The 24,870-nt window shown below is 74.0% G+C and carries 25 protein-coding genes; 18 read left to right on the top strand and 7 right to left on the bottom strand.

Annotated elements, in window-relative coordinates; genetic code table 11:
* Positions 1-85 precede the first annotated feature (85 nt).
* The 7 genes from Sdagh_RS22195 (at position 86) to Sdagh_RS22165 (ending at position 7,847) form a co-directional block, all read left to right on the top strand.
* Entirely contained in the window at positions 86-997 is a 912-nt protein-coding gene (locus tag Sdagh_RS22195) for a DUF3152 domain-containing protein (RefSeq protein ID WP_372478461.1), read from the top strand.
* 157 nt (positions 998-1,154) lie between these two features.
* Complete coding sequence (locus Sdagh_RS22190) at positions 1,155-2,129, top strand: hypothetical protein (protein WP_190077026.1); 975 nt, start codon at positions 1,155-1,157, stop codon at positions 2,127-2,129.
* Entirely contained in the window at positions 2,126-3,649 is a 1,524-nt protein-coding gene (locus Sdagh_RS22185) for a peptidoglycan-binding protein (protein WP_226535528.1), read from the top strand. The genes Sdagh_RS22190 and Sdagh_RS22185 overlap by 4 nt, the downstream gene beginning before the upstream one ends.
* Positions 3,646-4,368 carry an ABC transporter ATP-binding protein gene (locus Sdagh_RS22180; protein ID WP_190077027.1) on the top strand — a complete coding sequence of 241 codons (723 nt, stop codon included), beginning with the start codon at positions 3,646-3,648 and terminating at the stop codon, positions 4,366-4,368. The genes Sdagh_RS22185 and Sdagh_RS22180 overlap by 4 nt, the downstream gene beginning before the upstream one ends.
* A gap of 95 nt (positions 4,369-4,463) precedes the next feature.
* Positions 4,464-5,657, top strand: coding sequence for an ABC transporter permease (locus tag Sdagh_RS22175; RefSeq protein WP_190012269.1), 1,194 nt, complete (start codon positions 4,464-4,466; stop codon positions 5,655-5,657).
* A 700-nt stretch (positions 5,658-6,357) separates the two neighbouring features.
* Complete coding sequence (locus tag Sdagh_RS22170) at positions 6,358-6,903, top strand: DUF4232 domain-containing protein (protein WP_189422200.1); 546 nt, start codon at positions 6,358-6,360, stop codon at positions 6,901-6,903.
* 386 nt (positions 6,904-7,289) lie between these two features.
* Complete coding sequence (locus tag Sdagh_RS22165) at positions 7,290-7,847, top strand: DinB family protein (protein WP_190012271.1); 558 nt, start codon at positions 7,290-7,292, stop codon at positions 7,845-7,847.
* Between the two features lie 9 nt (positions 7,848-7,856).
* On the opposite strand, the gene Sdagh_RS22160 is transcribed toward Sdagh_RS22165, so the two are convergent.
* Positions 7,857-8,687, bottom strand: coding sequence for an MBL fold metallo-hydrolase (locus Sdagh_RS22160; protein ID WP_190077028.1), 831 nt, complete (start codon positions 8,685-8,687; stop codon positions 7,857-7,859).
* Positions 8,688-9,005: 318 nt separating this feature from the next.
* On the opposite strand from Sdagh_RS22160, the gene ctaD reads away from it, so the two are divergent.
* Both ctaD and Sdagh_RS22150 read left to right on the top strand, forming a co-directional pair.
* Entirely contained in the window at positions 9,006-10,724 is a 1,719-nt protein-coding gene (gene ctaD / locus Sdagh_RS22155; protein ID WP_226535526.1) for an aa3-type cytochrome oxidase subunit I, read from the top strand.
* Entirely contained in the window at positions 10,721-11,095 is a 375-nt protein-coding gene (locus Sdagh_RS22150; protein WP_189416471.1) for a hypothetical protein, read from the top strand. Before ctaD ends, Sdagh_RS22150 begins: the two co-directional genes overlap by 4 nt.
* A gap of 582 nt (positions 11,096-11,677) precedes the next feature.
* On the opposite strand, the gene Sdagh_RS22145 is transcribed toward Sdagh_RS22150, so the two are convergent.
* On the bottom strand, positions 11,678-12,382 hold the full coding sequence (locus tag Sdagh_RS22145; protein ID WP_190078287.1) for a hemerythrin domain-containing protein: 705 nt from the start codon (positions 12,380-12,382) through the stop codon (positions 11,678-11,680).
* A gap of 245 nt (positions 12,383-12,627) precedes the next feature.
* Between Sdagh_RS22145 and Sdagh_RS22140 the strand changes: the two genes are divergently transcribed.
* The 3 genes from Sdagh_RS22140 (at position 12,628) to Sdagh_RS22130 (ending at position 15,282) form a co-directional block, all read left to right on the top strand.
* Positions 12,628-13,092, top strand: coding sequence for a hypothetical protein (locus tag Sdagh_RS22140; protein WP_189416476.1), 465 nt, complete (start codon positions 12,628-12,630; stop codon positions 13,090-13,092).
* On the top strand, positions 13,089-14,258 hold the full coding sequence (locus Sdagh_RS22135; protein ID WP_189416480.1) for a zinc-dependent alcohol dehydrogenase: 1,170 nt from the start codon (positions 13,089-13,091) through the stop codon (positions 14,256-14,258). Before Sdagh_RS22140 ends, Sdagh_RS22135 begins: the two co-directional genes overlap by 4 nt.
* 250 nt (positions 14,259-14,508) lie before the next feature.
* The gene (locus Sdagh_RS22130) at positions 14,509-15,282 is read left to right on the top strand and encodes a polysaccharide deacetylase family protein (protein WP_189416483.1); all 774 of its coding nucleotides are present in this window, start codon (positions 14,509-14,511) and stop codon (positions 15,280-15,282) included.
* Here the strand turns inward: Sdagh_RS22130 and Sdagh_RS22125 are convergent.
* Together Sdagh_RS22125 and Sdagh_RS22120 are read right to left on the bottom strand one after the other, a co-directional pair.
* A complete protein-coding gene (locus tag Sdagh_RS22125) occupies positions 15,255-16,313 on the bottom strand; it encodes an SPFH domain-containing protein (protein WP_189416486.1) in 1,059 nt (352 codons plus the stop codon). The genes Sdagh_RS22130 and Sdagh_RS22125 overlap by 28 nt on opposite strands.
* Before the next feature lie 3 nt (positions 16,314-16,316).
* Positions 16,317-16,748: an NfeD family protein gene (locus tag Sdagh_RS22120; protein ID WP_189416489.1), complete on the bottom strand. Its 432-nt coding sequence runs from the start codon at positions 16,746-16,748 to the stop codon at positions 16,317-16,319.
* Positions 16,749-16,891: 143 nt separating this feature from the next.
* Here Sdagh_RS22120 and Sdagh_RS22110 point away from each other — a divergent pair, with 143 nt between their 5' ends.
* The 3 genes from Sdagh_RS22110 to Sdagh_RS22100 all read left to right on the top strand — a co-directional run bounded on the left by Sdagh_RS22110 (position 16,892) and on the right by Sdagh_RS22100 (position 20,774).
* Positions 16,892-18,685 (top strand): SpoIIE family protein phosphatase, encoded by a 1,794-nt coding sequence (locus tag Sdagh_RS22110; RefSeq protein WP_189416494.1) that lies wholly within the window; start codon positions 16,892-16,894, stop codon positions 18,683-18,685.
* 486 nt (positions 18,686-19,171) lie between these two features.
* Entirely contained in the window at positions 19,172-19,597 is a 426-nt protein-coding gene (locus tag Sdagh_RS22105) for a DUF5994 family protein (RefSeq protein WP_189416496.1), read from the top strand.
* 139 nt (positions 19,598-19,736) lie between these two features.
* Positions 19,737-20,774 (top strand): fatty acid desaturase family protein, encoded by a 1,038-nt coding sequence (locus Sdagh_RS22100; RefSeq protein WP_190078286.1) that lies wholly within the window; start codon positions 19,737-19,739, stop codon positions 20,772-20,774.
* Between the two features lie 10 nt (positions 20,775-20,784).
* Here the strand turns inward: Sdagh_RS22100 and Sdagh_RS22095 are convergent, their stop codons facing one another.
* From Sdagh_RS22095 to Sdagh_RS22085, 3 genes are all read right to left on the bottom strand, one after another.
* Positions 20,785-21,099 (bottom strand): STAS domain-containing protein, encoded by a 315-nt coding sequence (locus Sdagh_RS22095; RefSeq protein ID WP_189416503.1) that lies wholly within the window; start codon positions 21,097-21,099, stop codon positions 20,785-20,787.
* Between the two features lie 130 nt (positions 21,100-21,229).
* Positions 21,230-21,397 carry a hypothetical protein gene (locus Sdagh_RS22090; protein ID WP_189417296.1) on the bottom strand — a complete coding sequence of 56 codons (168 nt, stop codon included), beginning with the start codon at positions 21,395-21,397 and terminating at the stop codon, positions 21,230-21,232.
* A gap of 5 nt (positions 21,398-21,402) precedes the next feature.
* On the bottom strand, positions 21,403-21,975 hold the full coding sequence (locus Sdagh_RS22085) for a DUF5994 family protein (protein ID WP_189416504.1): 573 nt from the start codon (positions 21,973-21,975) through the stop codon (positions 21,403-21,405).
* Between the two features lie 736 nt (positions 21,976-22,711).
* On the opposite strand from Sdagh_RS22085, the gene Sdagh_RS22080 reads away from it, so the two are divergent.
* The 3 genes from Sdagh_RS22080 (at position 22,712) to Sdagh_RS22070 (ending at position 24,725) form a co-directional block, all read left to right on the top strand.
* Positions 22,712-23,056 carry a hypothetical protein gene (locus Sdagh_RS22080; protein WP_190078285.1) on the top strand — a complete coding sequence of 115 codons (345 nt, stop codon included), beginning with the start codon at positions 22,712-22,714 and terminating at the stop codon, positions 23,054-23,056.
* A 266-nt stretch (positions 23,057-23,322) separates the two neighbouring features.
* A complete protein-coding gene (locus tag Sdagh_RS22075; protein WP_190078284.1) occupies positions 23,323-24,210 on the top strand; it encodes an AraC family transcriptional regulator in 888 nt (295 codons plus the stop codon).
* 80 nt (positions 24,211-24,290) lie between these two features.
* Positions 24,291-24,725, top strand: a complete 435-nt coding sequence (locus Sdagh_RS22070; RefSeq protein ID WP_189416511.1) for an SRPBCC family protein — start codon at positions 24,291-24,293, stop codon at positions 24,723-24,725.
* Positions 24,726-24,870: the final 145 nt, after the last annotated feature.

Here is a 24,870-nt window from a genome sequence, read left to right as displayed (position 1 = left end):
ATGGGCCGGGAACGCGGGGCGTCGTTATCTTTCCGTGACGGCACCGGCTCATGGGGATCATCTGGGATCACCAGATTGACCTGCCATGCATTCGGCACGACAGCGGCAATCCGCACCCGCCACCGGCGGCACCACGGCCGCTCACCGCGCCGGCCGCCGACGCCGGTCCGCCCATCGCCGGGAACGGCCGCGCCGCCGGGGCCGGAGCCTGCTGATCAGCCTGCTGGTGACCGCCGGCCTGCTGGGTCCGGCGGCGTACTTGCTGGACGGCGGGCGGAGCGACGCGTCGGGCGGTGCGCCGCACCCGCGGAGCACGCGTGTCACCCCCACTCCCACACCGCCCCCCTCCTCCCCCACCCCCACCCCCTCCCCCTCCTCCCCCTCTCCCTCTCCCTCTCCCACCGCGAGCCGGACCGAGATCGACGTTCCCCCGACGGGCACCGGGACGTTCGTCACCGCGCAGGCCAGTGGGGAGAAGGTGGGCAGCGGCCCCCGCCCGGTGCGCTACGTCGTGGAGGTCGAGACCGGCCTCGACGTCTCGCCGTCCCAGGCGGCGAACGAGATCGCCGGGATACTCGCCGCCCCGCGGGGCTGGACCCACGACCCGGACAACGCGTTCCGGCTGGTGGGCGCGGGATCGCCGCACGACATCACGATAAAGATCGCGACACCGGCGACGGCGGACGCCCTGTGCTGGGCCGGCATCCAGCAGGACACGGGAGGCGAGTACAACTGCGAGGTTCCCGGAGGGGTGGTGGTGAACCTCAAGCGCTGGGTCAAGGGCTCGCCCACCTTCGACGGGCCGATCCACGACTACCGGGCGCTGATCATCAACCACGAGGTGGGGCACTTCCTCGGCCACTCGCACGTCACCTGCGGGGGCGCCGGACAACTGGCCCCCGTGATGATGCAGCAGATCAAGGGCCTGCACGGGTGCGTCGCCAACGCCTGGCCCTACGACGAGAACGGTGACTTCGTCACCGGACCGCCCGTATGACCGGCGCCCGTCCCGAGGCCGGCCGTCACGGCGAACGGCCGTTACAGCTCGGTCATGTACCGGCCCCAGGGCCATGAACCGCCGGCACCACTGTGAACTCCGCTTTCTCCTGCGTCCGCAGGCGAAATCCCCCTCCCTTCCGATCGGATGGAAGCAGATGACTCGATCCCGCACTGTCCGAAGACTGGCCGCCGCGGCGGCGGTCAGTCTGCTGCCGCTGCTCGCGGCCTGTGGCGCCGGCACCGGCACCGACACCGACACCGACACCGGCTCGGAGTCCCACGCGTCGAACGGTGAGAAGACCACGGACGGCTCGTCGGGGCAACTCGACATTCCCGCCGACGCGAACGCCGATCTCAAGAAGCAGTACCTCCTGGAGAACGCGATCGCGGCCTGCATGAACAAGCAGGGATTCCCCTACACCCCCGTGGCCCCCGAAGATCCCGCCGCCTCCTGGACCACTGACGGGGCGGACTACGAGCTGACGAAGAAGTACCGGCAGAAGTACGGCTTCGGCATCTACGCGGGCATCGTCTACCCCGGCGACGCCGGCGCGCCGGGCAGTGCGGCCGCCCGGCAGGACTCGGACCGGACGCCCAACGCGGACTACGTCGACACGCTCACTCCCGGGCAGAAGGCCGCGTACGACGAGGCGTTGGGGGCTTTCCCCGACCCGAAGGCCGGTGAGAAGAACTGGACCGGCTGTCTGGGTGAGGCCGACAAGAAGGTCTACGGCTCCGCGTCGGCCCGGGAACGGGGCACCGCGACCACGAACCGGAACCAGGCCAACGCGCAGGCGCTCAACGGTGATCCGAAGCTGGTCGCGCTGGCGCAGTCGTACGCCTCGTGCCTGAGGAAAGAAGGCATCTCCGTCACGACCACGCAGCCGACCGGCATCGGGGAGATGGTCAAGCTCCAGGCGTTCGAGTCCACTCCGGCCGGAGCCGGTGGCGTTTCCGCCGCCGACGGGAGCGGGAACGCCCAGGAGTCCCTGAGCAAGGAGGAGGCCCTCCCCCTGCTCACCAGGGACATCGAGCTGGCGATGCGGGACCTGGAGTGCGGCAAGGAGTTCCGGGCCGCCTACTTCCCGAAGTTCCTGAAGGCCCCGACCAGCGGTGGCGGTGCCGGGTGAGGCGGCGTCCCGAACCGGCCGGCCCCCGTCCCGGGCGGGTCCGCAGGCTGGTCGGCACCCGTTCCGGACAGCTGACGGTCGTCGTCACCGCGGTGGCGCTGGTCGGAGCGGGCGGCTGGTTCGCCGGATCGCGGATGCAGTCACCCGCGGACGCCGCCGCCGCGCACCGGCCGCCGGAAGCCGGTCCCGTCACCGTCACGGTCGAGCGGCGCTCGCTCACCGCGAGCGTGGTGGCCCAGGGTTCGGTGGAGTTCGCCTCGCCGCGGAGCGTGACCCTGGCCGGGCCCGTCGGCTCTCCAGGCTCCGGGTCCGGCGACGCGGGGGCCGGTGACAGCGTCACCCAGCGGGTCACCAAGTCACCGGCGGCCGGGGTGGAGGTGAAGGAGGGCGATGTGCTGATGCAGGTGAGCGGGCGGCCGGTCCTGGTGCTGCGGGGCACCGTGCCGATGTACCGGACACTGGGGCCCGGCGCCTCCGGGGACGATGTCGGGCAGCTCCAGCGGGCGCTGACCCGGCTGGGCTTCAACCCCGGTTCGACGAGCGGGACATACGGGCAGTCGGACGCTGCGGCGGTGAGCCGCTGGTACGACAGCGAGGGCTACCGCGCCATGGAGCCCACCGTCGCCGACAAGCAGCAACTGGGGACGCTCGAAGCGGCGGTGACCACCGCGCAGCAGGCCCTCCTCGCGGCACGGAACCCGGGCGGCGGGTCCGGGGGGTCCGGGGGGACCCGAGGCCCCGCGGAGCCCGGCGGCGGCCCCGCGGAGCCCGGCGGCGCCTCCGGGGAGTCCGGCGGCGGCTCCGAAGACGGCTCGGGCGCCGACGGGGACGCCGCCGAACTGCGGCTCAAGTCGGCACAGCAACAGTTGGACGCGGCCAACGCCGCGCTCTCCGCCTTCCAGGCCGGTTACGGGACCAAGGTCCCCGCCGGCGAGGTGGTCTTCCTGCCGGAACTGCCGGCCCGGCTGGACAAGGTGTCCGTGAAGACGGGGGACAACCCCTCCGGACCGGTCGCCACGGTGACCAGCTCCAAGGTCGTGGTACGGGCCGTGGTCCCGGCCGACGACGCCGAACTGCTCCACCAGGGCATGCGGGCCCGGGTGGAGACCACCGACGGCACGGAGGCGGACGGCGAAGTGGTGGCACTCGGCGACGACGTGCCGAAGGACGCTCCGGCCGGCACCGGCAAGCAGCAGGGGGCCTCGGACGGCGGGAGCGGCGACGGCTCGGCTCCCGTACCGGTGCAGATCTCCGTGCCGGCGGGGACGCTGGCCGAGAAAGCCGCCGAATCCGCGAAGGTCACCATCGAGGTGGGCTCCTCGGAGGGCAAGGTGCTGACGGTGCCCGTCGCCGCGCTGCACACGTCCGCCGACGGGAAGGCCCGGGTGCGGGTCGTGCGCGGCGGCGAGGTGGTGGACGTCCCCGTCGAGGCCGGACTCTCCGCGGGCGGCCAGGTGGAGGTCACCCCGTCGCCCGGTGCCGCCTTGAACTCCGGCGACCAGGTGGTGGTCGGGCGATGAGCGGTCCGCTGTTCTCGGTCGTGCCCGACGCGGACACGGTCATCCAGCTGATCGCCGTGGACCGGACCTTCGACTCCGAACCGCCGGTGCACGCCCTGCGCGAGGTGAACCTGACCGTTCGGCGCGGCGAGCATCTGTCGATCGTCGGCCCGTCCGGTTCCGGCAAGTCGACGCTGCTCAACACCCTGGGACTGCTGGACCGCCCCACCTCGGGCACCTACTGGCTCGACGGGGTGGAGACCAACGCGCTCGGCGACCTGGAGCGCACCTCGTTGCGTGGCAGCCGGATCGGGTTCGTCTTCCAGTCCTTCCACCTGCTGCCGTACCGGACCGTGGAGGAGAACGTCATGCTGGCCGAGACCTACCGCCGGCCGCGCCCCGGGCGCGGCCGGGCCGGCCGCCGCGCCAGGGCCGAGCAGGCACTGCGACGGGTGGGTCTGGCGCACCGGGCCGGCTTCCGGCCCGACCGGCTCTCCGGCGGTGAGAGACAGCGCGTGGCGATCGCCCGGGCGCTGATGAGCGAACCCGCCCTGCTGCTCTGCGACGAGCCCACCGGCAACCTCGACAGCGAGAACACCGAGTCGGTGCTGGACCTCTTCGGCCGGCTCGGCGAGCAGGGCATGACCCTGGTGGTGATCACGCACGAGGAGGCGGTCAGCGGGCGTGCCCACAGACGGGTGAGGATCAGCGACGGACGGCTCACCGAGGAGCACCGATGAGGTCCCGGAAACGCGTCCCGCGAGCCGCGGCCTCCACGGGCACGGCACGGGCCGGCGGAAGAGCACCCGCCACGGGGACCGTCGAGCGCCCCTGGATGGACGTCAGGGACCTGTGGTCCGAAGCGCTGGCGGGGGTGCTCGCCCGCCCGACGCGCTCCGCCCTGACCACGCTGGGCACCGTCCTGGGCATCACCACCCTGGTCATCACCATCGGGGTCTCGTCCACGGCGGGCAACCAGATCGTGGGCCGGTTCGACGCCCTGACCGCCACCTCGGTCACGGTGGGGGTGTCCTCCGCGGCCCCGGCCGGCCCCGGTCCGCTCGTGGACTGGTCGGGGGTCGACGCGGTGCGCCGGCTGGCCGGGGTCGAATCGGTGGCGGCGATCGCCGCCTCCCAGGAGACCGCGGGCGTCGAGGTGCGGGCCGACGACGTGGCCGCTCCCGGCGAGGTCAGCGGTCAGACCATGGCGGTCGTCGCCGCGTCCCCCACGCTGCCGGCCGCGGTACGGGGCGGGATGACCACCGGACGCTTCCTCGACGACGGGGACATCGCCCGGCACGACCGGGTGGCGGTCCTCGGCGACCAGGCGGCACGGCTCCTCGGCATCAGCTCGGTGGAGAACGCTCCCGCGGTCTTCCTGAAGGGCCAGGCGTACACGGTGATCGGGATACTCGGCGGAGTGGAGCGGGAACAGCAGCTCGCCACCGCGGTGATCCTGCCGCCCACGACGGCCGCGGACCGGATGGGGCTGGGGACCGTGACCCGGGTGCTGATCAACACCGCGCTCGGCGCGGCCGGCCAGGTCGCCCGCCAGGCGCCGATCGCGCTGGCCCCCGGCGCCGAGGCTTCCCTGACCGTGACCGCACCGGCCGATCCGGCCGAGGCCCGCAAGGGAGTGCAGGGCGACGTCAACGGCCTGTTCCTGGTCCTCGGGCTGGTCTCGCTGGTGGTGGGGGCCATCGGTATCGCCAATGTGACGCTGGTGACGGTCATCGAGCGGATCGGGGAGATCGGACTGCGCCGCGCTCTCGGGGCCTCGCGGCGGCAGGTCGCCGGCCAGTTCCTGGTGGAGTCGACGACGATCGGGCTCCTCGGCGGTGTCGTGGGCGCCGCCCTGGGCGTAGTCGTCGTGGTGATCGTCTCCGCCGTCAAGGAGTGGACACCGGTCCTGGACGTCCGCCTCGCCCTCGGAGCCCCGGTCGCCGGAGCCCTGGTGGGACTCCTGGCCGGCCTCTACCCGTCACTGCGGGCCTCCCGCATGGAACCGGTCGACGCCCTGCGCTCGTAGCCGTGCCCCGCGGGGGGGGCCGGGCAGGAGAAGCCTGTGCGCGCCTCCGGGAAGTTCGGGCACGGGGGCGGCGTGAGTTCTTCACCCCTACGACGGCTTCACCGCTCCCGGCACCGACGGGCGCCCCCGACCTGTGGGTTCGCCGCGCTCATCGCCGCTCCAGAGGCTCCATAGGCGCCGGGAAGGGGCCGGGGCCCCGGCCGTCGGCCGCGACCCGCGCGACGGGGCCGTGCACACGGACGGAGAAGGCCGAGTCGCCCACGGTGCCTCCGGCCGACGATGCCGAGGAGCTTCTCCCGCGCGGCGGTGAGCTCGGAGCAGCGCACGCCCTCGTACGCCTGCACCGCGTTGCCGGGGAACGCGCCCGCCTGCGGGTCGCGGGGTGCGAGCCACCGGCGCGCCGAGGTGACCCGTCCCGGGCGGGTCGTTCGGCGAGATCGTCGTCCCGGCGTCCCACCCGGCGTCCCAGCAGGGACACGTCTGCCCAGGTGGGGGGCGGTGTGTGTGTCCCAGTGTCCCGCGTTCGCCCGGGGAGTGGCGGATGGGACGGGACCGGGCACAGGCTGAGGTCATCGCAGCACGGGGTCACGCCGGACACGGTGGGCCACCGCGCTCGACTCCTCCCTCGTACGCCGTGTGTCCGCATGGTGCGGTCGAGGTCAGCCGGGCCGACACGGTCCTTCAGAGAAAGCAGTCCGTCATGCGTATCGCCACTCGTCTCCTCTCCCGTACGGCCGCCTCCTCCGTGGTCGTCGCCGCCGCCCTCGCGTTCGTCGGTGTGCAGGCCGCCGGGCAGGCCGCCGCCGCTCCGAAGAAGGCGTCCACGGCCGTCACCTGCACCGCGTCGAACACGAAGCTGACCGTCACCGAGGTGTCGCGTCCGATCAACCACCTGCTGCTCAAGGCGACCAACACCGGAACCAAGCCCTGCTACGCCTACAGCGCCCCGTTCCTGCGGGCCGGCGACGACGCCCAGGCCCCGCTGCCGTGGGCCACGGAGACCACCCCGCAGTCCGTGGTGACGCTCCAGCCGGGCCGGTCCGCCTACGCGGGCATCCTGACGTACTCCCCCGACGGCGAGGGTGGTGCCGACGTGAAGACCCTGGGCGTGCTCCTCACCGACAAGAAGGGCGGCGCGACCGGCGAGGAGAAGACCCTGAAGCTGCCCCACGGCGGCACCTTCTTCAACAGCGCCGCCTCCGTCACGTACTGGCAGGACAACGCGGCGGACGCCCTCACCTGGTGACCGGCGCCGCGACCGCCGCCGGCCGCACCGGGGCTCCCGTCCTCACGGGCCCGGCGCGGCCGGCGGTGTCCGGGGCGGTGTCAGATCCGCCTGAGCTGGAGCGGGGAGAGACCTGGGCGGTGACGCGGCCGTCCGGCCGCGTTCACCCGACGCGCCCGGACGATCACGGAGTGTCATCCAGGCGCGTCGGGGTGTGAACGCGGACCGGGGGCACGCGGGAGGCGGGACGGGCCGTCCGGGCATCGGCGGGGCCTGTGCGCGTACCGGTCTTCTCATATGAGTACGGCGGACATCGGCCGACCGTGAGCGATCGAGGACGGGATCTGACCTCTTTCATCCCTAGCGTGGTTCTGACGACGGAACAGGACCAGCGGAAGGCGAGAACCATGAGCGGCGACGAGTCGACCACCCGTGAGCAGAGCGGACGCCCGGCGGCCGGCGGGGAGCGCGCGGACCTGCTGGAGGCACTGGCCAAACAGCGGCACTTCCTGCGCTTCACGACCCGTGACCTCAACGACGAGCAGGCCCGCTCGCGCACCACGGCCGGCGAATTGTGCCTGGGCGGCCTGATCAAGCACGTCACGGAGGTCGAGCGGGGCTGGGGGGACTTCGTCCTCGACGGCCCCTCGGCCCTGCCGGACTTCACGCAGATGACCGAGGACGACTGGGCGCGGCGCGAGAACGGGTTCCGGCTGCTGCCCGAGGAGACGCTGGCCGGTGTGCTGGCCGACTACGCGGACGTGGCCCGGCGGACCGACGAGCTGGTGGCCACCGTGCCCGACCTGGACGCCTCGTGGCCGCTGCCCAAGGCGCCGTGGTTCGAGGCGGACGCGCGGTGGTCGGTCCGCCGGGTCGTGCTGCACATCGTCGCCGAGACCGCCCAGCACGCCGGTCACGCCGACATCATCCGGGAGTCCCTCGACGGCGCGAAGAGCATGGGGTAGGACGCCGGCTCAGGACACGCGGCCCCGGGGTTCCACGCGCGCGTGCTGTCCCCGGGCGCAGTGCACGATCCGGTCCCGTAGGCCCAGCCGGCCGGCCTCGGCGAGGAAGTCGTCGAGGGGGGAGCGGAAGACGGAATAGTCGTCGTGGTGCACGGGCAGCACCCGGCGGTAGCCGAGCCGGCGGGCGAGTTCCGCGCCCTGTACGCCGTCCATGGTCACGACGAAGCCGCCGGGCAGCCGGGTACCGCCCAGGTGGAGCACGGCCAGCTCGGCGCCGGGGAAGCGGCGGGCGATCTCGTCCAGGCCGTCGTACAGGAGGGTGTCGCCGGAGAGGTAGACCCGCAGCGCGACCGGTCCGCCGCGCGGCCCGAACTCGAGCATGCTGCCCATCACCGGCGGCAGCAGACAGCTGAGCACCGGCCGCAGCGCGTGCCGGCCCGGCAGGGCGGTGATCCTGACCTGGGACCGGCCGCGGGCGAAGGTGCAGCTCTCCCAGGTCCGCAGGCCGCCGGCCCGGCCGTACCCCTGCCAGGTGCGCAGGTGCCGGGCGGCGTGCGGGGTGGTGACGACGGGCACCGAGCGGTCCAGTCCCCGTCTGGCCCGCCGGTCCCAGTGGTCGCCGTGCAGGTGGGAGAGGACGACGGCGTCCAGCGGCGGCAGCTCGGCCACGTCCAGGGCCGGTTCGGTCAGCCGGCGGCTCACCAGCCCGTACCCCAGGTGCGCGCGTTCACCTCGGTGCAGGAAGTTGGGATCGGTGAGCAGGGTGAGGTCGCCGTGGCGCAGGAGCACCGTCGCGTTGCCGATGAAGTGCACGTCGAGCGGGTCGTCGCAGGCGGCCATGGTGGTCCTCACCCGTCGGGGGCCGTGCCCGGGGGGGGGGGGGGGGGACGGCCCGGGGATGTGCGGTGCGGGTACGGGGATGCTGCGGGGGCCCGTACGGAGTACCCGGTGCGCGGAGGCTCACGCGCGGGGTGCTCCGCCGGGGACGGCCGTTTCCCGGAGCGCGGGGACTCGAAGGGGTGGTCCGCGTGGCCATTCGGCGCAACGCCGATCCGCGGGGACGACGGGGTGGATTAACTTCCTCGCGACCGGTTACGCACCGCCTCTCCGCAGCGCACCCCACCGGACGCCGCGTCCGTGGCCCCGACGAGGATCGTGATGGCGACTCACACGACTGAACCCCTCTCCCCCGTTCCGGCCGCGGAAGGACGCCGCGGCCGGGGCCGGGTGATCGTGTCCTGGCTGACCACCACCGACCACAAGAAGATCGGGCACCTGTACCTGATCACCTCGTTCTGCTTCTTCCTCGTCGGGGGGCTGCTGGCGATGGTGATCCGGGCGGAGCTGGCCCGGCCGGGGCTGCAGATCGTCTCCAGCGAGCAGTACAACCAGGCGTTCACGATGCACGGCACGATCATGCTGCTGCTGTTCGCGACGCCGACCTTCGCCGGGTTCGCCAACGCGATCATGCCGTTGCAGATCGGCTCCCCGGACGTCGCCTTCCCCCGGCTCAACATGTTCTCGTACTGGCTGTTCGCCTTCGGCGGGCTCATCGTGCTGGCCAGTTTCCTGACCCCGCAGGGCGCCGCCGACTACGGCTGGACCGCGTACACGCCGCTCAGCGGGTCCATCCGTTCCAACTTCGTCGGCGCCGACCTGTGGATCATGGGGCTGGGGCTGTCCGGGTTCGGCACGATCCTCGGCGCGGTCAACTTCATCACCACGATCATCTGCATGCGGGCGCCGGGCATGACCATGTTCCGGATGCCGATCTTCACCTGGAACGTGCTGCTCACCTCGGTGCTGGTGCTGCTGGCCTTCCCGGTGCTGGCGGCGGCCCTGCTGGTGCTGGAGGCCGACCGGCGGTTCGGGGCGCAGGTCTTCGGCGCCGAGAACGGCGGGGCGATCCTGTGGCAGCACCTGTTCTGGTTCTTCGGCCATCCCGAGGTGTACATCCTGGCGCTGCCGTTCTTCGGCGTGGTCAGCGAGATCATCCCCGTTTTCTCACGCAAACCGATCTTCGGATACATGGGGCTGATCGGCGCGACCATCGCCATCACCGGGCTGTCGGTGACCGTGTGGGCGCACCACATGTTCGCGACCGGGGCGGTGCTGCTGCCGTTCTTCTCCTTCATGAGCTTCCTGATCGCGGTGCCGACCGGGGTGAAGTTCTTCAACTGGATCGGCACGATGTGGCGGGGCTCGCTGTCGTTCGAGCCGCCGATGCTGTGGGCGGCCGGCTTCCTGGTGACGTTCCTCTTCGGCGGGCTGACCGGCGTGCTCCTCGCCTCCCCGCCGATCGACTTCCACGTCACCGACAGCTACTTCGTGGTGGCCCACTTCCACTACGTGCTGTTCGGCACGATCGTCTTCGCGATGTTCGGCGGGTTCAGCTTCTGGTGGCCGAAGATGACCGGCACCATGCTGGACACCCGCCTGGAGAAGGTGCACTTCTGGACACTGTTCACCGGCTTCCACACCACCTTCCTGGTGCAGCACTGGCTCGGCGCCGAGGGCATGCCGCGCCGGTACGCCGACTACCTGTCCGCCGACGGGTTCACCGCCCTGAACACCGTCTCCTCCATCGGCGCGTTCCTGCTGGGCCTGTCCACGCTGCCGTTCCTCTACAACGTGTGGAAGACGGCCCAGCGGGGCGAGAAGGTGGGGGTGGACGACCCCTGGGGGTACGGGCGTTCGCTGGAGTGGGCGACGTCCTGTCCGCCGCCCCGGCACAACTTCCACGCGCTGCCGAAGATCCGCTCCGAGTCGCCCGCCTTCGACCTGCACCATCCCGCCATCGCGCAGTTCGACGACGAGGAGAACGTCGGCAAGCGCGACGTCCTGGACGCGCCGGGGCACAAGGGCGACCGCCCGTGAACCGGCCCCGTCCCGCGACCCCGCCCGGCCACCGGGCCGACGCCCTCGCACACCAGGTCGAGGGCTACCTGCTGGTCCACGCCGAGCGGGAACGGGCGGAGCGGGAGGCCGCGGTCCTCTGCGCGCGCCTGCCCTGGCTCACCACCGCCCAGGCCGACGATCTCACCCGCCATTACACGGAACAGCGGCTCGTCCTCACCCGCCGCACCCTCCAGGCCACCGTGGAGCGTGCCGAAGCGCTGCGCCGGGAGTACGAGGCCCGCTACGCCGCCCTGCGGCGCGAACTGCTGAAGCGGCACGCGGCGGGCGCCTCGCTCCTCCTGCTGACCGTCGGCACGGTGAGCGCGACGGGCGTGTTGCTGACTCGGTGACGCGGGCGGGGGCCGGTGGCATCACCCGCACGACGCCGGTGAAGGGCGGGCGTCTGCGGACCCACGACTTACGGTGGCGCGTTCCCCTTCCCGAGCAGGCACTCGGCGCGGGGACCGAGCCGGACCGGGGACCGCCCGGCCGCGATCGCCGAGGACCAGGGCCCGGCCGCGGCGCTGGGGGACACGATCCGCACCACGGTCGCCGCGCTCACCGCGGTCATCGCCTCGTGCGCCCTCCAGCGGAAGACACCGGGCGGTGCGGCTGTTCACTCATTCGCTTTCATGAATGCCAGTCGCCTGCGCCGATGCCCGAAAGGGGCATGGGGGACATGACGTGCCCGCATCGGGCATGTCGAGTCCCGACGCATCGAAGTACCGCACCCGTCCGCCGGTACCGGGACAGCCGGCAGGGGCGCGGCAGGCGGTTCCCGCGGGTGCCGCTGTCCGCCGGCAGAGCCGCGGTCGGCTCCTCGACGGTGCGGACCGTACGGAGCCGCGGGCGGACGCGGACCTCGACGCGATGAACCCGCCCCGCGCGAGGGCCGGTCCCGCGTCGCGTGGGCCGTCGGCGAGCGGTGGGGGTCAGCGGCGGCGGGACGTGCGCCGTGCTCCGAGGACCACGGCGCACGTGGCGGCGAGCGCGCCCAGTGCCAGGGCTGTGCGCCTGGCCGTGGGGCCGGCCGTCGGGAACCGGTCGCGCAGGCGGTCGAAGCCGCTCAGGGGGATGCCGGCGAGGGCGTTGCCGGGCGGGCGGCGGGAGACGGCGGGGTGCGGGTGCGTGGGGGCGGACAGCCGTACCGCCTCCCAGGCCGCGCCGACCCGGCGCAGCTGACGGTCGTCCAGTGCGGCGCGCAGGCGGGGCAGGAGGACGTCCTCCTCGTCCCTGATGTCCTCCCGTACGAAGCGGAACGCCTCCTCGGCCCACTCCTGGCGGCGCGGGTCCCCGGGCGCCTTCTCGACGCGCGCGAGCAGGTCGTTGACGGCCTGGTGCTCCTCCTCGACCCGGGCGGTCAGTTCCTCGCCGTCCGGGGCGACCCGGCGCAGCACCGGCCAGAGGACCGTCTCCTCGGCGAAGGCGTGGCTGAAGACGAGCCGTACGAAGTCGTGCCAGAGGCGGTCGCGTTCCGGTCCGCCGGGGGCGGCCGCCCGGTGGGCGTTCATGAGGCGGTCCAGCTCGGCGTGGTCGCGCCGCTGCCTGAGCAGGACGCTGCCCGGCCCGCCCAGTTCGGCCGGGCTCTGCCGGGAGACCGAGGGAAGGGCGGGGTGCTGTTCGTGGTGGGCGGGCATGCCGCTCCCCTTTCATGAGCCGTGCGGGCGGGCGGTACGGCGGCACGGGCGGTGGACGGGTACCCGCGGGGTCCGCGGTGTACCGGCCCGGCGGGCACGCGTCCACCGGCCCGGCGGAAACGCCTCGTCCACCGGCCCGGCGGACACGCCTCGCCGTCCGGAGGGTGCCGTTTCGTTCCGGTGGCCGGGGTAACCCGGCGCCGGAGGCGGGTCCGCCGGGCCCGGGCGTGAAGGCGGAGGGTGCCATGAAGAAGCTGTGGTGGGCGGTTCCGGTCGTCGCGGCCGGTGCGGCGGCCGTACGCCGGGCTCGGGCGGGGAACGGGACGGACGACCGGGCGGGTGACCGCTGGCTGACCGTGAGCGTGTACCGGCAGCCCGCCGACGTGGGATCGGAAGGCAAGCCGCCGCCGCCTCTGGACGGCCTCGCGGACCTGATCGACGTACAGGTGCGGCCCGCCCCGGGCGACCGGGGCACGGAACTGGCCGCCCGCTACAAGGAGCCCGTGCCGCCCGCGTCGGCCTCGCTGCCCGCGCGGCTGGCCGGGCAGGACCCCCGGCAGGAGCTGCGGCGGGCGCTGCGCGAGGCGAAGGCGCTGCTGGAGGCGGGTGAGGTGCTGCGGCCCGACGCGCCGCCGACGACCCGGCCCACGCCCGGCGGCAAGCTGGTCGGGATGGTCACCCGCCGCTCCGGTGGGGAGGGAGTGCTGTGAAGGCGCTGTGCTGGGAAGGCGTGAACAAGCTGTCCGTCGAGCAGGTGCCGGACCCGGAGCCGCGCAACGACCAGGACATCATCGTGCGGTTGATCGCGGGCACCACCTGCGGGTCCGACCTGCACCTCATCGGCGGGTACATCCCGGCCATGCGGGCCGGGGACGTGATCGGCCACGAGTTCGTCGGCGAGGTCGTCGAGACCGGGTCCGCGGTGCGCCGGCACCGGGTGGGCGACCGCGTCGTCGTCTGCTCCTTCGTCGGCTGCGGACGCTGCTGGTACTGCGCCAACGACCTGTGGTCCCTGTGCGACAACACCAACACCAACCCCGGCATCGGACAGGCCCTGTTCGGCTACGAGACCGCCGGCATCTTCGGCTACTCGCACGCGATGGGCGGCCTGCGCGGCAGCCACGCCGAGTACGTCCGCGTCCCCTTCGCGGACTACGGCGCCTTCAAGGTCCCCGAGGGCATCGACGACACCAGCGCCCTGTTCGTCTCCGACTCGGTGCCGACCGGGTGGATGGGCGCCGACCTGGCGGGTGTGAAGCCCGGTGACGTGGTCGCCGTCTGGGGCTGCGGCGCGGTCGGCCAGATGGCCGCCAGGGCCGCCGTCCTCAAAGGCGCGGAACGGGTCTTCTCCATCGACCGCGTCCCGGAGCGCCTGGCCATGGCCGAGCGGTACGCCGGGTCCGAGGCCCTCGACTACACCGCCACGGACGTCGCCGCCGAGCTGCGCGAACGCACCGGCGGGCGCGGCCCCGACGTCTGCATCGAGGCCGTCGGCATGGAGGCCCACAGCGACGGCCCGATGCACCTGTACGACCAGGCCAAGCAGCAGCTCCGGCTCCAGACCGACCGGCCCACCGCCGTACGGCAGGCCATCCACGCCTGCCGCAAGGCCGGCACCGTCTTCGTCCTGGGCGTCTTCGCGGGCGCGGTCGACAAGTTCCCGCTGGGCGCGGTCGTCAACAAGGGGCTCACCGTGCGCGGCGCCCAGATGCACGGGCAGCGCTACATCCCGATGCTGCTGGAGCGGCTGGCCGCCGGTGAGATCGAGACGGCCCAGCTGGCGACCCACACGCTCTCCCTGGACGAGGCCCCGCGGGCGTACGACATGTTCAAGGAGAAGACGGACGGCTGCGTGCGCGCCGTCATCCGGCCCTAGCGCGCACGGAGCCGGAGCCACGGACGCGAAGGGCGGGTGAGCGATCACCCGCCCTTCGCGCTTCCCGCACCGGGTGCCGGAGGAGACCTCCGGTGGGCGCCGGCCCGGCCGTCACCGTGTCCCCGAACCCCGCCGGAACCGTCCGTGATCGGTAACGGACGCAGCCCCGGGCCGTCCTCCGCCGTCCTCGTCGGCGAAGTGGATCTCGGCGTGGCCGGGAGACGACGGCGACGGTGAAGGCGGGGCGGACATGGCACGGCACGACGGCCGGCGCGGCTGGTACGGCAAGGTGATCGGGGCGGCGCTCGGGGTGACGCTGCTGGCGGCCGGCGCGTCGATGTGGACGGCGCAGGCCGGCTCCGCGGGCTCCGCACCCCGGCGGGCGACGGCCTCCGCCACACCGGACGGCGCCGCCGCGCCGGTCGACGTGACCATCGCGCACGCCTCCGACCGGGGTCCGCGCGGCGTCAACATCACCATCGACGACGGGCCGGACCCGGTGTGGACGCCGCAGGTCCTCGACCTCCTGCGGGAGTACGGCGTCAAGGCCACGTTCTGCATGGTGGGGACGCAGGCGCGGGCGTATCCGGACCTGGTGAAGCAGGTGGTCGCGGCCGGGCACCGGCTGTGCGACCACACCGTGTCCCACGACACCGCCATGGACCGGAAGTCCGAGGCGTACCAGTCACGGGAGATCCTCGACGCCGAACGCATGATCACCGAGGCGTCCGGGGGCGTCCGGCCGGCGTACTACCGGGCGCCCGGCGGAGCCTTCACCCCCTACAGCCGCGAGCTGGCCGCCTCCCGCGGCATGCGCCCGCTGGGCTGGAACGTGGACACCGAGGACTGGGAACTGCCGGGCGCGGACGCCATCGTCGCCACCGTCGAGCGGGAGCTGTCCAACGGGCCGACGCTGCTCTTCCACGACGCGGGCGGCGAACGCTCCCAGACCGTCGAGGCGCTGCGCCGCGTCCTGCCCTGGCTGAAGGAGCGGGGCTACTCCTTCGGCTTCCCCGTCCGCTGAGCGGTGCCGCCGGTGCCCGCGGGCGCGGTCGCGTCGGCCTCGGCCGCGTCGGCGAGGGCCTCGGCGGCGGCCTGGGCCGCGCGGGCCGTGTCGTTCGCGGCCTCGGCGGCGGGGGTGTCGCCGGCGGGCCGGTCGCGGGTGGCCGGGGAGGGCGGCAGCACCTCGCTGAAGGCCCGGGACACGCCCTGGAGCGCGGCGGTGATCTCGCTGGGGACCACCCAGAAGGTGTTGCCCTCGCCCTGGGCGAGCTGGGGCAGGGTCTGGAGGTACTGGTAGGCGAGCAGCTTGGGGTCGGGGTCGTTGCGGTGCACGGCCTGGAAGACCTCGTCGACGGCCCGGGACTGCCCCTCGGCCTGGAGGATCGCGGCCGTCCGGCCGCCCTCGGCGCGCAGCACGGCGGCCTGCTTGTCGCCCTCCGCCGTGAGGATCTGCGACTGGCGCTGGCCCTCGGCGCCGAGGATCGCGGCCCGCTTGTCCCGCTCGGCGCGCATCTGCTTCTGCATCGCGTCCTTGATCGACTGCGGGGGGTCGATGGCCTTGATCTCCACGCGGTTGACCCTGAGCCCCCACTTGCCGGTGGCCTCGTCCAGGACGCCCCGCAGCTGGCTGTTGATGGTGTCGCGCGAGGTGAGGGTCTTCTCCAGGTCCATGGAGCCGACGACGTTGCGCAAGGTGGTCACCGTGAGCTGCTCGACGCCCTGGAGGAAGTCGGCGATCTCGTAGAAGGCCGCCCGCGGGTCGGTGACCTGGAAGTACAGGACGGTGTCGATCTCGACGACCAGGTTGTCCTCGGTGATGACCGGCTGCGGCTTGAACGAGACGACCTGTTCCCGCAGGTCGATCAGCGGGTGCACCCGGTCGATGTAGGGGATGACGAGGCTGAGGCCGGGGTTCAGGGTGCGGTGGTAGCGGCCGAGCCGCTCCACGTTGCGGGCGCGTGCCTGGGGGACGATGCGGACCGCCCGTACCAGCGTGACGACCGCGAAGACGGCGACGATCAGCCCGGCGATCAGGGAAGCGGAGATGTCCATCGTTCAGTCCCGGGGGTAGACGAGCGCGGTGGCGCCTCTGATCTCTATGACGTCGACGGTCGCTCCGGCCGGGACGGCCAGCGTCTCGTCGTAGCAGCGGGCGGTCCACTCCTCGCCGTCGATCCGGACCCGGCCGTCGGTGCCGGTGACCTCGGTGACGGTGCGGGCCGCCCGCCCGACCAGCGCGTCGGTGCCGAAGCGCGCGGTGTGCGAGGGGCGGAGGTGGCGCAGGGCGACCGGGCGTACGAACAGCACCGAGGCCACCGCGAGGACGGCGTACGCCACGAACTGGAAGGGCAGGGCGAGCCCGGCCGCCGCGAACCCCGCGGTGAACGCGGCGGCCACGCCCAGCAGGCCGAACACGACGGTCAGGGTGCAGATCTCCAGTACGGCCAGGACCGCCGCGACGATCAGCCAGACCAGCCAGGGTTCCATGACGGGACCTCCCCACAAGAGCCCTTTGTTCTATTTTGCCCCTTCGGTCCACGATCGCGGTATCGCGCTACGATCACCCCCGTTCGCCCTGCGAGCGGGCCCGAGCCGGAGGACCGTGGGAGGCAGGCGGTCCGGAGGGTCCGATGCGTGGCGCGGTGGGAGAGGGCATGGGGCCGGAGTACTGGCGGCAGGTCGTCGAACAGCTCGGAGCGGCCCTGCTGGTGCTCGACACCGCCGGACGGGTCGTCGCGGCGAATCCGGCGGCCGAGCGGCTGCTGGGCCGTACGGCCACGGCGATGCGGGGCGCGGACGCGCACGACCTGCTGCACCGGGACGCGGACGGCGACGAGGTGCCGCGGGACCGGTGCCCGTTGCTGCGCGCGCTGGCCGGGGGGTACGGGGCGCGCGGCGAGGGCGGCACCTACCTGCGGGGCGACGGCCGCCTGCTCGCGGTCTCCTGGTCCGCCTCCCCGTTGACGGAGGCCGGCTCCGTCAGGGGCATGGCCCTCCTGTTCACGGACGCCACCGGGGACCGCCGCCTCCACCGGGAGCGGACGGCGCGCACACGCGCGCTGGAGGATCTCAACGAGCGGCTGTCCCTGGTCGCCGAGATCACGGACGTCCTGGGGCAGACCCTGGAGACCGACGAGGCCCTGGCCCGCCTGGTGCGCCTGCTGGTGCCCCGTCTCGCCGACTGGGCGGCCGTGGACCTGCGGACCGGTACCGGGGAGATCCACCGGGTGGCGGTGACCGGTCCCGAGGGGCGGCACGCCGGGTTCGAGGGCCGGCGCGCCCGTGTGCCGGAACCCGGTGAGGCCGACGCCTCCCCTCTGGGCCGGGTGCTGACCCTGGGTGAGTCCGTGCTCCAGGGACGGGTGACGGCCGCCCCGCCGGCCGCGGGACACTCCCCTCTGGCCGCCCTCCACCACGGGTTCCTGGGTGCCGTGGGCGCGACCTCCGCCGTCACGGTGCCGCTCGGCGCCGGCGACCGGGTCACCGGGGCGCTGACGGTGGTGCGCACCGACCCGGCGCACCCCTTCGACGACGGCGACCTGGCGGCGGTGGGCGACGTCGGCCGCCGGGTCGGCGTGGTCCTCGACCACACCCGTCGCTACGGCCGTCAGCGCGCCGTCGCCGAGGCCATGCAGCGCAACCTGCTCGCCCCGCTGCCCCGGCCCGGCCGCCTCCGGCTGGCCGCCCGCTACCAGCCCGCCCCGGCGGGCTCGCAGGTCGGCGGGGACTGGTACGACGCCTTCACGCTGCAGGACGGCGCACTCGCGCTGGTCATCGGCGACGTCGTGGGCCATGACCTGACCGCGGCGGCCGGCATGGCACAGCTCCACGGCATCCTGCGCTCCCTGGCCTGGGACCACACCGGGCCGCCCGGTGCCGTCGTCGACCGGCTGGACGCCGCCATGCCCGTCATCACCACCGTCCCGCTCGCCACCCTGATCCTCGCCCGGGTCGAGGGCGACCCGGAAACGGGGCCGTGGACGCTCCACTGGACCAGTGCGGGACACCCGCCTCCGCTGCTCCTCTCGCCGGACGGCACGGCGTGCTACCTGGAGGCCGGCCAAGGACTGCTCCTCGGGACGGATTCGGCCCCCGGCACGGGCCGGCCCGACGCCACCCACCCCCTGGAGCCCGGCTCCACCCTGCTGCTGTACACCGACGGCCTCGTCGAGACACCGGGCAGCGACCTCGACACGGGCCTGGAGCGGCTGCGCCGGGACGCCCTCGCGGTCGCCCACGCACCGCTGGACGCGCTGTGCGGCCACATCCTCGCCCACGTGCCGCCCGGCAACGCCGACGACGTGGCCCTGCTCGCCCTGCGCACGCCGCCGCCCCGGGACGGCGGCGGCGTTCCCCGCAAGGGCAACCGTGACCCCGCCGGAGCGACCGGGGGCACGCGTCCGCCGGTCCCCGGGCGCCGCTGACCGACCGTCACGCTCCGGCGGCGTTCCCCGCAAGGGCAACCGTGAACCCGCCGGAGCGACCGGGGGCACGCGTCCGCCGGTCCCCGGGCGTCGCTGACCGACCGTCACGCCGCCTTTACACGCCGAGGAGTAGGCTGAGGGGACCGAGGGCATCACGTACGCCGGTGGCGGACCGGCTCCGCCCCGGTGCCCCCCGGCGGCTCGTCACCCGGCACGGGCCCTTCTCTCCGCCGCACCCGCCCGCCCCCGCGCACTCCCGGTGGACGCGAGCGCCGCTCTCCCCGGCGAGGCAGGCCCGGCCTCCACCACGCCACCCACCGACGGAACGCCCGGGGCAGGCCGACCCCCGGCCGCCGTGACCGGGTTCCCGGCATCCGGCGGCCCGGACCGCTCAGCGCCCGCCACCCCGACCGGTCGTCCCCTCACCGGGCCGCGTCCTTCCGTCCCTCCGGACGTCCCACACCACGCTCACCAGGAAGTACCCACGTGGCCACCACAGCCCGGACCACATCCTCCTCCCCGTCCCACCCCCTCCTCCGCCTGCGTCTCGCGCCCCACGGCCCGCTGCCGCGCCGGCTCGACGGGGTGTGGTGGCCGCACTCCCGCGACCTCCTGACCCAGCTCCCGCCGCTGCTCGCCGCGCTGCCGAGCGCATGGGGTGACATCACCGGCATCACCGTGGACGCCACGGCCTGGTCCTCGGCGCCGGGGCGCACGTTCGTCGCCGGCCAGGTCGTACGCCTGCACAAGGCCACCACTCCGCACGTCCCGGACACCGTCATCCTGCTCTCCCCCGGGCACGGTCGCCGGGACCTGCTGGTGATCCCTCCCGATACGACGGAGGAAGCCGCGGGCCTCCTCATGACCGCCGCGCTGGACGACCGCGCGCCCGGCACCGACGGAGAAGCCTGAGCGCCGCGGCTCCCCGTTCCCCACGGCGGCGGAACCCGTAGCGACGCCGGCCCACCCGCGCCCGCGCCCTGTCCCCGCGCCGGCCCCGCCCAGGAGGGCCGCTGCGAGCCCTCCGCCTTCTCCTCAGAGAGTTCCCCCCATGACCACGGTCACGACCACCCCGCGCTCCGGCACCCCCGGCAGTGACTTCGCCCGGCTGTCCAGGAAGATCGCGGACGCCGGCCTGCTGGGGCGCCGCCCCGGCTACTACACGGCACGGATCACCTCGGTGGCCGGCCTCTACGCCACCGGATGGCTCGCGCTCGTCCTCATCGGCCCCTCGTGGTGGACCCTGGCGGTCGCCGCCTTCATGGCCGTCCTGTACGGGCAAGTGGCCCTCGTCGCCCATGACATGGCCCACCGCCAGGTGTTCCGTCGCCGCCGGGCCAGCGAGGTGTCCGGGCGGATCGCCGCGTCGTCCATCGGCATGAGCTACGGCTGGTGGCAGGACAAGCACACCCGTCACCACGCCAACCCCAACACCGAGGACCTCGACCCCGACATCCGCCCCGACCTGCTCGTCTGGTCCCCGGACCAGGCCCTCGCCGCCACCGGTCTGCCCCGTCTGCTCGGCCGCCGGCAGGCGTTCCTGTTCTTCCCCCTGCTCACGCTGGAGGGCTTCAACCTGCACGTGTCGAGCGGACGGGCGCTCGCCGACCGCCGGCTCAAGCACCGGACCCTCGACGGCGCCCTGCTGCTCGCGCACTGCGCGCTCTACCTGACCGCCCTGTTCCTGGTCCTGCCGCCCGGCATGGCGGTCGCCTTCCTCGCCGTCCACCAGTGTCTGTTCGGCGTCTACCTCGGTTCCGTCTTCGCGCCCAACCACAAGGGCATGCCGATCCTGTCGGCCGACGACCGGCCCGACTTCCTCCGCCGCCAGGTGCTCACCTCCCGCAACGTCAACGGCGGCTGGTTCACGGACCTGGCGCTCGGCGGCCTGAACCACCAGATCGAGCACCACCTGTTCCCGAGCATGCCCAGTCCCAACCTGCGCGAGGCCCGTGCCATCGTCCGGCGATACTGCCGGGAACTGGGCGTGGACTACACGGAGACGGGGCTGATCGCCTCGTACCGGCTGGCGCTCACCAGCCTGCACCGTGCCGGCGCACCGCTGCGGCGGGCCCGCACCGGGACCTGAGCCGGTCCGCTCAGCCGGCGAGGGGCGAGGGGAGGGCTTCCCCCCGCCCCTCGCCGGCTGGGCGCGGCGAGCTCAGGTGGAGGGCGCAGCCGGTGATCCGGACGACACGGACGAGGGAGTCCGGCGGGCGGTGCAGGCGCAGGACCGCCCCGGTCCGCCCGATGGCCTCCGCGGCCGCGACGAAGACGTTCAGCGAGCTGACGTCGCGGAAGCCGATCCCCGTGAGGTCGACGTCGACGGTGCGGGCGGGCAGGCACCGGGCCAGGGCGCCGCGCACGAGCGGTGCCGTGGTCAGGTCGATGTCGCCCACGACGGTGATCGCCACGCGCGTTCCGCGGTCCTGGTGCCGGACACTGAACCGTGAAGGGGGCATGGCTCCTCTTTCGGTGGGTCCCGCGAAGGCACTCGCCAAGCGGTCCGGGGCGGGATCACCCCGGCTTCTCAGGGCTCCGGGGTCATCCGGTCCGCCCGTCAGGGGGCTTCCGGTCCGGTACGGCCGTACCGCGGCGTCCGTAGTGGAAGGCCGCGATCCGAACGCCGTGCTGCGCGTTGAGCCGGTGGATGAGGAACGCGCCCACCGCGATCACCGCCAGCAGCACGAGCACCGTCAGGAAGATGTCCATCGTCCTCACACCCTCTCCGGGCGGTTTCCGTCCCCTCGCGGGGGAACGGCGGGACCACCGGTTTCCTGTCCCCCTTCGGACTCCCAGGCCGCTTCCCCGGCGCCGTCGGCCTCGGCGGTCGCCGTCAGGTGCGCGGCGTCCGCCATCAGGCGGCTCGCGGTGGCGGTGCGGCGCGGGTCCCCGGCGGCGGCCAGCAGCCAGGCGGCCGCGGCCGGGGACGTCTCCGGGGGGATGACCAGCAGGTTCCAGCGGCCCAGGTGGTAGGAGAGCAGGAGCAACTCGTGCGGGTCCTGCTCGAAGCGGAACCAGCCCACCTTGACCACGTGCCCGGTGACGGGCACCTTGCGCGGGACGACCGGCCACTCCCCGGGATGCACCGTGACCCGGGTGATCCGTCCCCACAGCGGATCGAGCACGGACGCCAGGGCGGGCAGTTCCGCGGCGAGATCACGCGAGCGCGGCCACCAGGCGCCGTCCAGCAGGGCCGGGGCCGAACCGGCGGGAGCGAGCGACAGCCGCACGGCGGACGCGGGGCGCCGGCCTTCGGAGGTCATCGGGGGGAAGACGGTCGCAGTCATGACGCGAACCCAGCCCCGGGCCGGCCGAGCCGGCCCGGCGTAGTCGATCACCGTGGACGACACAGGCGCGAATGCCCGTGCGCGGCGTGTCCTCGGTCTTTCGAGCCTACTCCTCGCGGCGGCCGAACGGACCGTACGGGCGACGGCTGTGCCGCGCGTGCCACGCCCTGGTCCCCGAGGGGCGCTGCGGAGCGCAGTGACGGGCGCTCCGTTCCCGTCGCACAGGCGGAGTCTCCTGACCGTCGCCGGGTCGCCCGAGGCCGTCCGGCGGGTCGCGGAGGTCGTCCGCAGCGGCTGTCACCGCGACCGAGCAGCGCGGCTTCGCCGCGGGTGACGAGGGCGGGACCCGTCCCGAACGGACCGTGGACACGGCCCGGGCGGAGGAACCGGCCGTGGCCGGAGTCCGCCCGGTGAGCGACCGCCCCGCTGTCAGGGGCCGCCCCGAGAGGAGACCGGCACCGCCGCACGTGACGAGGGACCTGGACTCCACGGGGGCGCCGTCCCTCGTCAGCGGGCGGTCGCGGAGCCGGGCGTCTGCCCCGGGACCCGGGCCGGTGTGCCGGCGGGGCCGTCCGGCCCGTGTCCCGGGACCCGGGCCGGTGGGCCGGCGGGGCCGTCCGGTCACCCGCCGCGCGGGCACGCCGGCACCGCCAGGACCCGGCGGCGGCCCTGGCCGTCCACGGGGAGTCCGAGTGTCTGGAGGATGTCGCCGACGTGCTTGCCGACCGCCGCCTCGGTGACGAACAGGGCCTGCGATGCCCGTGTCGGCGCGTCCCCCGGCCATCAGCGCGAGGACCTCGCGCCCGCGCGGGGTGAGGCGGCTGAGGGCGTCGTGCCGGCGGTGCGGGAGCTGGCGGACCACCTCGGGGTCCACGACCGCCGCGCACCCGGCGACCCGCACGACCGCGGCCGCGGACTCGCCGGCCGCGCTGACCCGGTCCTGGAGCAGGTGGCCGACGCCGGTGCCGCCGCCGAGGCCGAGCGGATGGGCGGCGTGGGACTGCTCGATGTACTGGCTGGACACGAGGACGAGGACGTCCGCGTGCGGCCGGGCGTGCGCCTCGACGCGCGCCGCCCGTAGTGACGGACGGCACGCCGCCTCCTCCCCAGGCCGCTCCCGGTCCTCTTCCCCACCCACCTCGCCACCACGGCCGGCCTGACCATGCGCCGCGCCGGCACCCTGCCCCGGACCGCCTGCGCCCGGCCGGCCCCCACCGTCTGCGCGGCGGCGGGCACCCCCGCCGCCGGCGCGGTCCTCACCGCCCGGACGGCCGCCCTGCTCCGCCGGCGCCGCCGGGCCCCGCGCCCGGCCCGCCGTTCCCCGTGGACGCCGCCTAGTCTGAAGCCGTGTTCGACTCGCCCGACTTCGATCTCGCGCCGTACGCGGGCAGCGGCGCGGACCGGCGGGAGCGGTCCGTGCGGCGGACGTTCTGCAGCTGGGAGGAGGCGGGCTGGCGCTCGCTGCTGGTGCAGAGCTTCACGCACGCGCCCCGGGCGGAGGAGCTGCCGCTGCCCGGCACGGCCGATCTGCACCTGGTGCTCTGCACGGCCGGGGACGCGGTGATGCGCACCCGCGACGGGGGCCGGGAGACCCGGCGGCGCTGGGTCCCGGGCCGGCTGGAGCTGATGCTCCCCGGCCGGGCGACCGTCCGCGGCTACCGCGCCGCCGCCCCGCTGCGCAGCGTCCAGGTCCACCTGCCCCGTGCCGCCGTGCGACGGTCCGCCGCCGAACTGGGCCACCCGGAACCGGACTTCGAGGAACTCCGCGCCGCCCTCGGGGCCGGTGACCCGGTCGTCGAGCAGATCATGCGGGCGCTGCCCGTGTCCGGGCCGGCGGGCGACCTGTACGCGGAGTCGGCCGCCGCGTTCCTCACCGCGCACCTGCTGTCCCGGGGCCGGGACCGGCCGCTGCCGGGGCCGGAGCACGCCGGGGTCCGCGCGGCGATCGCGCTGATGAGGGAGCGGCCGGGTGATCCGCTGACCGTCGCCGACCTGGCCGCCGAGGCGCACCTGAGCCCCTACCACTTCCTCCGTGTCTTCCGCGAGGCCACCGGCGAGACCCCGCACCGGTATCTGACCCGGCTGCGCATGGCGCAGGCGCGGCGGCTGCTGGACGGCACCCGGCTCCCCCTCGACGACATCGCCGCGCGCTGCGGCTTCTCCTCCGCCGCCGCCCTGTCCGCGGCGTTCCTCAGACACGTCGGCGTCCGCCCGTCGGTGTACCGCGCGAGGTGACCAGGGCGCCGCAGGATCGGACCGGCGGGTGCGCAATCGGGAGCGTGGCCGCCCGCCCGGCTCCGCCCTAGCGTGACCGCATGCCGTACTCCTACTCCGTCACCGCCCACTCCCCGGCGGCCCCCGGTGCCGTCTTCGACGTACTGCTGCGCGCCTCGACCTGGCCGTCGTGGTCACCGATCGACGCCGCCGCACCGGCCGACGGAGGCGACCCGGACCGGCGGCAGGGCGTCGGTGACATCCGCGTCTTCCGCACCGGCCGGGCCGTCTCCCGTGAGCGCGTCGTCGAACTGGTCCCCGACCGCCGTTTCGTCTACGAGAACCTCGGCGGCCCCTTCCGCTCCTACCGGGGCACGGTCGACCTGGCCGAGGCCCCCGGCGGCGGCACCGACCTCACCTGGTCGGCTGTCTTCGAGCCGAAGCCGCGCTTCACCGGCCCGTTCTGGCAGTGGTACCTGACCCGGTTCATGCGGCGGATGGCGGAGGGTCTCGCCGGATACGCCGCGACCCGCTGAACCCCGCCCGCCGCCCCGCTGTCCCCCAGGTGAGCGACAGCGAAGTGCGCTCCCGGCGGTGACGATCCGGCGCCTGATCCTCCCTAGCGTTCTGTCCGTGGCCGGAAGGCCCCCGTAGACGGAACTCGCCCGCTGGAGGCAGGAA

Source organism: Streptomyces daghestanicus (genome assembly GCF_020521275.1).
Taxonomy (GTDB): Bacteria; Actinomycetota; Actinomycetes; order Streptomycetales; family Streptomycetaceae; genus Streptomyces; species Streptomyces griseoviridis.
This window is presented reverse-complemented; position numbering and strand designations above follow the sequence as displayed.

Excerpts from the sequence above, each read along its gene's own strand:
- Sdagh_RS22180 (WP_190077027.1), top strand. The coding sequence starts at position 3,646 with ATGAGCGGTCCGCTGTTCTCGGTCGTGCCCGACGCGGACACGGTCATC.
- Sdagh_RS22120 (WP_189416489.1), bottom strand. The coding sequence starts at position 16,748 with ATGGAACCCTGGCTGGTCTGGCTGATCGTCGCGGCGGTCCTGGCCGTA.
- Sdagh_RS22160 (WP_190077028.1), bottom strand. The coding sequence starts at position 8,687 with ATGGCCGCCTGCGACGACCCGCTCGACGTGCACTTCATCGGCAACGCG.
- Sdagh_RS22090 (WP_189417296.1), bottom strand. The coding sequence starts at position 21,397 with ATGGACATCTTCCTGACGGTGCTCGTGCTGCTGGCGGTGATCGCGGTG.
- Sdagh_RS22190 (WP_190077026.1), top strand. The coding sequence starts at position 1,155 with ATGACTCGATCCCGCACTGTCCGAAGACTGGCCGCCGCGGCGGCGGTC.
- Sdagh_RS22140 (WP_189416476.1), top strand. The coding sequence starts at position 12,628 with ATGAAGAAGCTGTGGTGGGCGGTTCCGGTCGTCGCGGCCGGTGCGGCG.
- Sdagh_RS22195 (WP_372478461.1), top strand. The coding sequence starts at position 86 with ATGCATTCGGCACGACAGCGGCAATCCGCACCCGCCACCGGCGGCACC.
- Sdagh_RS22170 (WP_189422200.1), top strand. The coding sequence starts at position 6,358 with ATGCGTATCGCCACTCGTCTCCTCTCCCGTACGGCCGCCTCCTCCGTG.
- Sdagh_RS22130 (WP_189416483.1), top strand. The coding sequence starts at position 14,509 with ATGGCACGGCACGACGGCCGGCGCGGCTGGTACGGCAAGGTGATCGGG.
- Sdagh_RS22100 (WP_190078286.1), top strand. The coding sequence starts at position 19,737 with ATGACCACGGTCACGACCACCCCGCGCTCCGGCACCCCCGGCAGTGAC.
- Sdagh_RS22165 (WP_190012271.1), top strand. The coding sequence starts at position 7,290 with ATGAGCGGCGACGAGTCGACCACCCGTGAGCAGAGCGGACGCCCGGCG.
- Sdagh_RS22110 (WP_189416494.1), top strand. The coding sequence starts at position 16,892 with ATGCGTGGCGCGGTGGGAGAGGGCATGGGGCCGGAGTACTGGCGGCAG.
- Sdagh_RS22070 (WP_189416511.1), top strand. The coding sequence starts at position 24,291 with ATGCCGTACTCCTACTCCGTCACCGCCCACTCCCCGGCGGCCCCCGGT.
- Sdagh_RS22175 (WP_190012269.1), top strand. The coding sequence starts at position 4,464 with ATGGACGTCAGGGACCTGTGGTCCGAAGCGCTGGCGGGGGTGCTCGCC.
- Sdagh_RS22085 (WP_189416504.1), bottom strand. The coding sequence starts at position 21,975 with ATGACTGCGACCGTCTTCCCCCCGATGACCTCCGAAGGCCGGCGCCCC.
- Sdagh_RS22125 (WP_189416486.1), bottom strand. The coding sequence starts at position 16,313 with ATGGACATCTCCGCTTCCCTGATCGCCGGGCTGATCGTCGCCGTCTTC.
- ctaD (WP_226535526.1), top strand. The coding sequence starts at position 9,006 with ATGGCGACTCACACGACTGAACCCCTCTCCCCCGTTCCGGCCGCGGAA.
- Sdagh_RS22145 (WP_190078287.1), bottom strand. The coding sequence starts at position 12,382 with ATGCCCGCCCACCACGAACAGCACCCCGCCCTTCCCTCGGTCTCCCGG.